The organism is Photorhabdus heterorhabditis, from assembly GCF_001280945.1.
Lineage (GTDB): Bacteria > Pseudomonadota > Gammaproteobacteria > Enterobacterales > Enterobacteriaceae > Photorhabdus > Photorhabdus heterorhabditis.
Window position 1 is genome coordinate 1 of record NZ_LJCS01000097.1, and the last position, 8,555, is coordinate 8,555.

8 protein-coding genes and 1 pseudogene are annotated in these 8,555 nt (G+C 42.0%); 8 read left to right on the forward strand and 1 reads right to left on the reverse strand.

The annotated features are described in order from the left end of the window. Nucleotides 1-210: 210 nt before the first annotated feature. Nucleotides 211-1,272: a phenylacetate--CoA ligase family protein gene (locus AM629_RS19785; RefSeq protein ID WP_054481349.1), complete on the forward strand. Its 1,062-nt coding sequence runs from the start codon at nt 211-213 to the stop codon at nt 1,270-1,272. After that, a complete protein-coding gene (locus AM629_RS19790) occupies nt 1,272-2,687 on the forward strand; it encodes an aldehyde dehydrogenase family protein (protein ID WP_054481351.1) in 1,416 nt (471 codons plus the stop codon). Before AM629_RS19785 ends, AM629_RS19790 begins: the two co-directional genes overlap by 1 nt. A 269-nt stretch (nt 2,688-2,956) precedes the next feature. On the opposite strand, the pseudogene AM629_RS22675 reads toward AM629_RS19790, so the two are convergent. Next, nucleotides 2,957-3,151: pseudogene (locus AM629_RS22675) on the reverse strand (NO-inducible flavohemoprotein); the annotation flags it as partial. Nucleotides 3,152-3,376: 225 nt separating this feature from the next. Between AM629_RS22675 and AM629_RS19795 the strand changes: the two are divergent. From AM629_RS19795 to AM629_RS19820, 6 genes are read left to right on the forward strand one after another with little or no spacing between them, the layout of a single operon-like run. Beyond that, complete coding sequence (locus tag AM629_RS19795) at nt 3,377-5,413, forward strand: type VI secretion system Vgr family protein (protein WP_072161958.1); 2,037 nt, start codon at nt 3,377-3,379, stop codon at nt 5,411-5,413. Further along, a complete protein-coding gene (locus tag AM629_RS19800; protein WP_054481353.1) occupies nt 5,410-5,907 on the forward strand; it encodes a DUF4123 domain-containing protein in 498 nt (165 codons plus the stop codon). The genes AM629_RS19795 and AM629_RS19800 overlap by 4 nt, the downstream gene beginning before the upstream one ends. Further along, complete coding sequence (locus AM629_RS19805; RefSeq protein ID WP_054481355.1) at nt 5,904-6,245, forward strand: hypothetical protein; 342 nt, start codon at nt 5,904-5,906, stop codon at nt 6,243-6,245. Before AM629_RS19800 ends, AM629_RS19805 begins: the two co-directional genes overlap by 4 nt. Before the next feature lies 1 nt (nt 6,246). After that, nucleotides 6,247-7,011 (forward strand): restriction endonuclease fold toxin 5 domain-containing protein, encoded by a 765-nt coding sequence (locus AM629_RS19810; RefSeq protein WP_054481357.1) that lies wholly within the window; start codon nt 6,247-6,249, stop codon nt 7,009-7,011. 12 nt (nt 7,012-7,023) lie between these two features. Next, nucleotides 7,024-7,746: an Imm52 family immunity protein gene (locus tag AM629_RS19815; RefSeq protein ID WP_054481359.1), complete on the forward strand. Its 723-nt coding sequence runs from the start codon at nt 7,024-7,026 to the stop codon at nt 7,744-7,746. 45 nt (nt 7,747-7,791) lie between these two features. Beyond that, nucleotides 7,792-8,058: a PAAR domain-containing protein gene (locus AM629_RS19820; RefSeq protein WP_054481361.1), complete on the forward strand. Its 267-nt coding sequence runs from the start codon at nt 7,792-7,794 to the stop codon at nt 8,056-8,058. Nucleotides 8,059-8,555 lie beyond the last annotated feature (497 nt).

Here is an 8,555-nt window from a genome sequence, read left to right on the forward strand (position 1 = left end):
GTATTATTGCATAGTTTCTCTCTTTTCTGTTAAAGGAAGAAAATTAAGAGTTTTGCAGATAATTGAATTTATACCCAATAGATTTCAAATTGCAGCGCGGCGGCAAGAGAACGCAGCCAACAAAGCAGCAACTTGAAGGATGAAGGGTATATTATCTTCTTTTAGGCTGATCAGTAGTACCTGTAAACTTAACTTTATAATGAGGTACATATGGCAGATTTTCATAGTTTTAATACTCATTTGTTTCAGATCATGGATTGGCATTTTTCTCCTGAAACGGGATCACCATTTTGGCTTGAGAAATGCAAGGCATTGGGTTTTGACCCTTTTCGAGATATCCGCAATTTCTCTGATTTAATGCTATTTCCAGATATTTCTGATGAACTTCGGGATATTCCTGTTGAAAGTTTAGTGCCTCGAGGTTTAAAGGGGGCCATGATTGCAGGTGTATTTGAAAGTGGAGGCACGACAGGGCGCCCTAAGCGAGTTATTGTATTTGAAGAATGGTTGGAACAGCTTGTGGCTTGGCGTCTGAATGATATGCAGGTCATTAATAAGGGAGCAATAAAGAATACGCTCGCCTTGGTTCCTTCCGGGCCTCATGTTATAGGGACAATAAGCCGTCTTCGGGCTCGCTCCAGTGGAGGGTATTTTTTTGCCATAGATTTAGATCCACGTTGGGTGAAGAAGATGATCCAGCAAGGTGATATTAATGGGGTGGATGCCTATTGTGAGCATATTATTGATCAGGCGGAAGATATTATTAATACGCAACATATTAGTTATTTGATTGTTACGCCTCCACTTTTAGAGCGCATGGTGAGAAGAACTGCCCTGGTGAGTTATTTGAATAAGACTTTGGATCTTATTGTTTGGGGTGGAACTCATATGGACTCGGATACATTGACATTTTTACAATCCTCAGTTTTTCCTGATGTCAAAATAACAGCCAGTTATGGCAGTACGATGATACTTGGCGAATCCAAATCAAGAGATGGCCAGGATTTTGAAGGTTCACCTATTTTTGATAGTTTTGCCCCTAATGTCCTGTTTGACGTTATTGATCCGTTAACGCAACAACCGGTTCCTTTTGGGGAGCGAGGTCGGGTTGTGATGAACTATCTCAGCAAGTTTGCTTTATTTCCGAATATATTGGAGCGAGATACCGCCGTGCGACTTCCAAGGATAGATAATTATCCTGGGGCTTCAGTTGCGTTGGTGCGTCCTGTTGAAGAGATTTCTGGTCAGGCCGTGATAGAAGGGGTTTATTAATGCTAGTAGATAGTGTAAAGCCTGACGTAAAACCAGCAATGGAGAACAAATTGCAACAGGTGGAGGCCCTCGTACTGGGAGAATCCTATGTTACACGCCGGCGTGCGGAGGTTATTGGCGTTTTAAATGAAGTTGTTGGAGAAACCGCAGTCGTTCCCCCGGTTTATATCTGTGAAGTTGTTCGTAAGATGAGAATGGCGCCGCGATTGAGGCTGGATGAAATTCATGCAGCGATGAAGAGGGCCGCAAAAATTTATTCCAGTGAGAGTGTGGCCGGACTTTCTCCGTCAGAATATGTGCAATTGGCACATCGTGTCATTGGGCTGCCAGCAGCCATTATCGAAAGGTCTCTGATCGAAACTACAGAAGTTCTGATTATGATGCCTGAGATAATCAAAGCATCTATGCCACATGGTGCTGTTTGGGATGTGGATGATGAAAGAGTAATAGAAGGATGTGCCTTATTCAGCCGGCGAGCAGATGTGTTGGCGGTTCTGACTGGTGGCAATGGACCGGGAGCACATGCTTTATGGCCACAAGCTCTTGCTTTTGGGTATAGAGTCTTAATTAAGCCTTCTGTTCGTGAGCCATTCACCGCTCAGCGATTAGTTGCCTCATTGGAACAGGCTGGGCTTGGAAACTATGTTGCGCTCATACCGACAGATCATAAAGGTGCTGACGAAATTGTTGCTGCGGCAGATCTGTCTATTATTTATGGCGGACAAGATGTCGTTAATAAATATCACTTGAATCCTAGAGTCTTAATACAAGGACCTGGGCGTTCGAAAATTGTAGTGGGTTCAGATGTGAATATGGATGAAGCAGTTTCACTTGTGGCACAATCGGTCACTTCTCTTGGTGGTGCCGCATGTGTTTCTGCTAGCGCGGTATTAATAGAAGGGGAGCCTACTGATTTTGGTAAACGTTTATCCGAAGCTTTTAATCAGATGAATGCCGAAGAGGTATTTCCGTTAGGATCATCTAATACCACGGCTTTATTACAGAAGTCGCTTTATCCAGAAAAGATAGATGGTGAAGATCTTCGGCTGTTTGGTGATCAAACATCATCGGGATATGTTCTTAAACCTCATGTTACCGTTGTCGATAATCCAAGAGATCCTTTAATTCAACGCGAATTTCCGTTTCCATGTGTAACTGTTGCGCCTTATAAGAATCCAGATAGTTTACAAATGCTATCAGATTCGTTAGTCGTTACTGTATTTTCGAAAAAAAGCGAAATTCTGGACCCTATTCTCAGTGATACAACCATCAGTAATATCTATGTAGGAAATATCCCAACCACTTGGATGGCGCCACTTGTACCTCATGATGGATATTTGTCAGAGTTTTTGATGCATAGTCGAGGGATTCACATTCAGAAAAATTGGTTTACTTCGAACGATAAAAGGAAATAAACGACATAAATGCATATTACAGATCAATGACTAAATTGATTTTTTGAATCTGAATATAATATACCCAATGGATTTCAAGATGGATCGCGACGGCAAGGGAGCGAATCCCCGGGAGCATAGATAACTATGTTATAAAGAACTATGTGACCGGGGTGAGAGAGTGCAGCCAACAAAGAGGCAACTTGAAAGATAACGGGTATATACACCTAACTCAAACCGCGCCATGAATGGCGCGGGTGTTTTGTTCTTTCAGTGATGAAACTGAAAATTTAAATCACTTTATGCGGACCAAAGCATTCATAGTGAATAAATTGTTTATCAACTCCTATATCCAATAACTGTTTCGCCACATATTGCATAAAGGGAACTGGGCCACAGAAATAAAAATGCATTCCTTTGGTTTTGAGTGTCTCATTCAGAACTGCCAGATCCATAAAACCTTTATGTTGATAATTAACACCTTGCTGAACATGTTTTTAAGTACGGTGATGGTCAACTATTACATAGCTAAAAGCAAAGCCCGTCTGAAAGTTGCAAAATTCCACTTTGGTGCCCATGTTGCATCTCATCATATTTTCTTATGATTAAATTGTTTGATTGATTAAAAAACAGTATGATTGCTTTTTTTGTAATCATTTCGTCTGGGGTGTATTGCGAGTTGATAACTTAATTATAGGTAACAATTGCTTATGGCTAATGATTTTGATGTGGAACGAACCGGATTGGTTTTTACTCTCGCGGTCGGTAATCTCCCTGTGAAAACTTTTGCTGTGGTCGAATTTACACTGAATGAAGCGCTGTCAACATTATTCAGTTTGCAAGCCACACTCACCTGTGCCAATCCAGACATTGATTTTGCGGATGTTCTGGATAAATACGCCACATTGACCGTTTATCGCAATGGGCAGCCTGAGCGTTATATCACTGGGATTGTGACGCATTTTGTGCAGGAAACCACTGGCCGTTATCGTAGCCGCTACTGTTTGACACTTCATCCTTCCTTGTGGCGTGCCGGATTACGAGTTAATTCCCGTATTTTTCAGAATCAATCGGTCACTGATATTATTGAAAGACTGTTGAAAGAAAATGGCGTTCGCCATTTCTCTTGTCTACTGCGTTATGAGCATCCAGAACGGGAGTTCTGCGTTCAATACGATGAGAGTGATTTGGCTTTTTTACAGCGTCTGTCAGCTGATGAAGGGATCTTTTATTACTATTACTTTGATCAAAGTAAGGACGAGCCGACAGTTATTTTTGTCGACTCTTATACCCAGAATGGCATTCTTTCACTGCCCTACAACCCTGAATTCGATGCCACAGGCAGTCAGTGTTGTATCAGCCAATTTCGTTGGGGAGAAAAGGTAGGTATTGCTGAAGTTTCGTTGAAAGACTACACATTTAAAAATCCCCGATGGCCTGCTGATTTTCAATTCCATGAAACCCAAAGGTACATTAGTAATCAACGTTCGGATTTACGTAGTTACTATCACTATGACTTTCCCGGACGTTATAAAGATGAAAATGGGCAGCGGATAAGCCAGTATCGGTTGGAGGCGTTGCGTAATGATGCTTTGCTCGGTAGTGGACAAAGTGACAGTTTTGCTCTTTTACCGGGCATGTGGTTTACGCTTACCGATCATCCGAAAGAAAAATTTAATGCCTCGTGGCAAATAATCCAAATTACTCACTATGGCCAGCAGCCTCAAGCGGATGAATCACGTTTTGGTAGCAAAGGGACGATTTTGACGAATAATTTTACCTTTGGTAGCTCTAACCGGGTATGGCGTCCCTTACCTTACCCCAAGCCACGTATTGATGGCCTGCAAATTGCCACGGTGGTTGGTCCAGAGGGAGAAGAGATATTTTGTGATGAATATGGGCGGGTGAGGGTGCAATTTGCCTGGGATCGGTATGGCAAGCTTAATGATCAAAGTTCTTGCTGGATAAGAGTTAGTCAGGCTTGGGCTGGACATGGTTGGGGAATGATTACCATCCCGCGTGTTGGTCAGGAAGTACTGGTCGATTTTCTACATGGCGATCCTGACCAGCCGATTATTACTGGACGAACCTACCATGCTTGTAATATCCCACCGAACCGTTTACCGATGGCAAAAACGCAGATGTCAATCCGATCAAAAACCCATAAAGGGGAAGGATTTAATGAACTGCGTTTTGACGATGATAAAGGCGGTGAGGAAATCTATATTCATGCTCAGAAGGACATGAAAACTGAGATTTTAAACGATGAAGTGGTCAATATTGAACATAACCGGACTCATCATGTTAAACACGACGCCCACTTACGTGTTGATAATGAATATCGTGTTCTGGCGAAACAAGATATTTCCATTTCAACCGGGCAAAAACTCCATATCAAAGCTGACGATGCGTTGTTGGTACAGAGTGGAAATGAAATTCATCTCAGTTCTGGGGCAAAGATAGTCATTGATGTCGGAAGTGAGCTTACCTTACAGGCAGCAGGGCATTTTATTAAAATTGATGCCAGTGGTATCAGCAGTAGTGCCGGGATTAGTTTTGCCAGTGGAACACCGGGTACAGGTTCGGGTTGGGGAGGGAAACTGCCGGATATGCTGGATAGACTGAAACAGGTCAGTGCTGAAATGCCAACTGCCGTTGTTAAAGAACCACTCAAAGAAATTTGTCTCAGTTGTCTGATGAAAGCAGAACGTGAAGAAGCAATAACCATTATCAGGGGGCAGTCATGACACCTAAATTAAGCGAAAAACTGGCTAATTATCAGAAAGAACATCCCGGCGTTCGGCTTTATGCGCTGGTGAATGGTTTGCAATATGAGCGCTGTTTTGGTGAGGAAATTAACTATATCGCGGGTATCAACAACCCACTGTTCCGGCACTATCCAGATTCAAAAATTGCGTTTGCAGGCCCGTGGCTGTTTGATATGGAATACGCTCATCAGTGGCAAGATAAATTATCAACACTTGAAGAAACGTCTCCGGCAGTATCATGGCTGTTAACTTCTCTGTCATTGGATAAATTGACCCGCCATCTTGTGCCATATTTAAATATTCAGCTGTCGGCAAAACAGACGGCACTGCTACGTTTTTATGATCCTCGTATTTTGCATCTCATTCGTGACATTTTTAGCCATGAGCAACTGTCTGCATTTATGCAGGGTATTAACGCATGGGTTTATCAACACAATTCTACTTATTATTCGGTGTCAGGAGATCCATTATGATTGAATTGACCCAAACACAACTTGATATCATTACCAAACTGGAAAAGCAGACCGTTATTGATCGTATACAGGCCGAACTTCTAGCTAAACACGCTGAATTAATACCTTCTCCGTCTTCGCTGAACAAACGGCTAATGGATGCTTATGACTATTTACTGACATTAAACTTTCAGGATAAATACTTGATTCAATCCTATTTATCTCTGGTCGCGTTTAATCCTGATTTTCAGTATGCCTCGCCAATCAAATCTGCTCTGGAATCCCCTGATCAGAAATCTGAGCAACAGTTTAAAGATATTCTTTGTATTGCAAAAAATAAGATAAACAGGAGACGTTAATATGCCAATACCATTACTGGCCCCTGTCGCAGTAGGTGCGGCTGAATATGTCGCTAGTGCCTGTGCCGGGGTCTTAATTGCTGTCGGCATCATGGAAGCAAGTAAAGAAAAACCGGTTGAAGACGATGAACATATTCACCGAAAGAAAATGGATTTTGTGATAAGTCCTGAAATCACGGATGAAGACAGAAATATTGTCTGGAGTGCCGAAGCGCATGCGGATTTTTGGGAGGATGATGATTTAGGGGATGAATCCGTTGATACCAGTGCGGTTCAGGCGAAGGCCCAGTCTAAGGCGGAAGAGTGTGAAAAAACGGAGAGTACAAAAGAGTGCAAGGCTTGCCTGGCTATTCCGGTGACGAGTGAAAAATATCGCAAGGTGAGCCGCTGGAGCGCCATCACAATTAACTATCAGCGATTTATTGCCCAAACGAAATATGATCCCAGCATACAGATGATCCAGGAATTTCAGTGCCTGAAAGTGACCTTTGATGGCTGGCGACCCGCGTATTGCTTATTTCTGGAAGCTAAGGCGCGGTATGACCAGTTTTTTAGGAGTGAAGATGAACCAAAAAGTTGGTGGAAAGGTGTTAAATCGGCCCAAAATCAGGCTATCAGGCACCAGAAGGTTTGTGATGTACTAGATAGTACTCCCCATGTGGAATGGCACTTTTTGCAACCTATCAGTTGTGGGTATTTTAAGGTACTGTTTAGTAAATACAAAAATATCAGTGTTCACTATACCCCTTGCAGCAGTTTAGTTTAATTCGAGGTAAACATGGCGATAGTTCGTATAAAAATTAATGTATATTATGAGCAGAGAGAAACTATTACTGCCTATACAGCTTTGATGGACTTGTTTTATATCACACGGCAAATAGATGTATTTTTTAACCAGGAAAAAGTGTGGTACTTAACTGGCTATTCCCGAAAGGAAGCCCTAAAACATATTGTGTTTGATGAGCAGGGACCAACTGAGGTATCCATAAAAAGTTTTGAAAAAGATTATAAGAGAAATTTTCCTGCTCTTATTAACGGTATATGGGATGGTGAAAAGGATGAGTTATCTAGTGGCATTAGTTATAGCAAAATGTTAACTGATCGCCCTAATTGGGTTTGGTTGGAAATGAATTTAAGGATTGATAGTCATCAGCTTGAAGTCTCTCGGTTAATTGACTTTGTCAAATATTTAGCGACCAGCCGTGACCTTCCTTATATTCAAGTCGAAAATAATGGTTATACCGTAAAAGGCAAACAGGTTTTCCCAGACCGTCTCAGTGTTGGCTGGATGCTTTACCAGCCCAGCATTATTGATAAATCCGATCTGCCTATGGCGGAAGATGTGCTTCCCGTGCAGCAGAATAATGAACAGGTAGGTACTCTGATTGTCACCAAAAAAGGCATTTTTGATGGAAGAAATCAGGACGATATTGATAAATCCAATGATGTTGAAATTCAATTAGTGAACCTGGGATTATTACCATTAATTACCGAAGTGTGATGGAGGTGATGTTATTTACCAATTGAAAAACGGTGGAGAACGTTAATGGCAAAAGCGGTTATTCTATTAGGAGATATGACAGATCATGGCGGTAAAGTGATTACCGCTATTGATGACTATACTCACAAGGGTATTCCTATCGCGGGTAAAGGTGATTTGGTGGAGTGCCCTCAATGCAAAGGGGTTTTTCCTATTATTCAGGGGGCTGACTCTTTAAAATATAAAGGAAAATCGATTACTCTTGAAGGAATGCAAACAGCCTGTGGGGCAAAATTAATTGCCAGTCAGCATAAGTTCACTCTTGCCAGTTAATGTGAATTTAATTCGGAGCATTTGAATTCCCGGTCAGGAGCTGAAATAGCAGTTTAAAGATATTCTTTGTATTGCAAAAAATAAGATAAACAGGAGACGTTAATATGCCAATACCGTTACTGGCCCCTGTCGCAGTAGGTGCGGCTGAACATACCCAATAGATTTCAATTTGCAGCGAGGCGGCAAGTGAACGCATCCCCAGGAGCATAGATAACTATGTGACTGGGGTAAGTGACCGCAGCCAACAAAGCAGCAATTTGAAAGATGAAGGGTATATGTCGCTAGTGCCTGTGCCGGGGTATTAATTGCTGTCGGCATCATGGAAGCAAGTAAAGAAAAACCGGTTGAAGACGATGAACATATTCACCGAAAGAAAATGGATTTTGTGATAAGTCCTGAAATCACGGATGAAGACAGAAATATTGTCTGGAGTGCCGAAGCGCATGCGGATTTTTGGGAGGATGATGATTTAAGGGATGAATCCGTTGATACCAGTG

What these genes read in the sequence shown, in the direction of transcription:
- AM629_RS19805 (WP_054481355.1), top strand. Translation starts at nt 5,904, where the DNA reads ATGATTGAATTGACCCAAACACAACTTGATATCATTACCAAACTGGAA.
- AM629_RS19810 (WP_054481357.1), top strand. Translation starts at nt 6,247, where the DNA reads ATGCCAATACCATTACTGGCCCCTGTCGCAGTAGGTGCGGCTGAATAT.
- AM629_RS19815 (WP_054481359.1), top strand. Translation starts at nt 7,024, where the DNA reads ATGGCGATAGTTCGTATAAAAATTAATGTATATTATGAGCAGAGAGAA.
- AM629_RS19795 (WP_072161958.1), top strand. Translation starts at nt 3,377, where the DNA reads ATGGCTAATGATTTTGATGTGGAACGAACCGGATTGGTTTTTACTCTC.
- AM629_RS19800 (WP_054481353.1), top strand. Translation starts at nt 5,410, where the DNA reads ATGACACCTAAATTAAGCGAAAAACTGGCTAATTATCAGAAAGAACAT.
- AM629_RS19785 (WP_054481349.1), top strand. Translation starts at nt 211, where the DNA reads ATGGCAGATTTTCATAGTTTTAATACTCATTTGTTTCAGATCATGGAT.
- AM629_RS19820 (WP_054481361.1), top strand. Translation starts at nt 7,792, where the DNA reads ATGGCAAAAGCGGTTATTCTATTAGGAGATATGACAGATCATGGCGGT.
- AM629_RS19790 (WP_054481351.1), top strand. Translation starts at nt 1,272, where the DNA reads ATGCTAGTAGATAGTGTAAAGCCTGACGTAAAACCAGCAATGGAGAAC.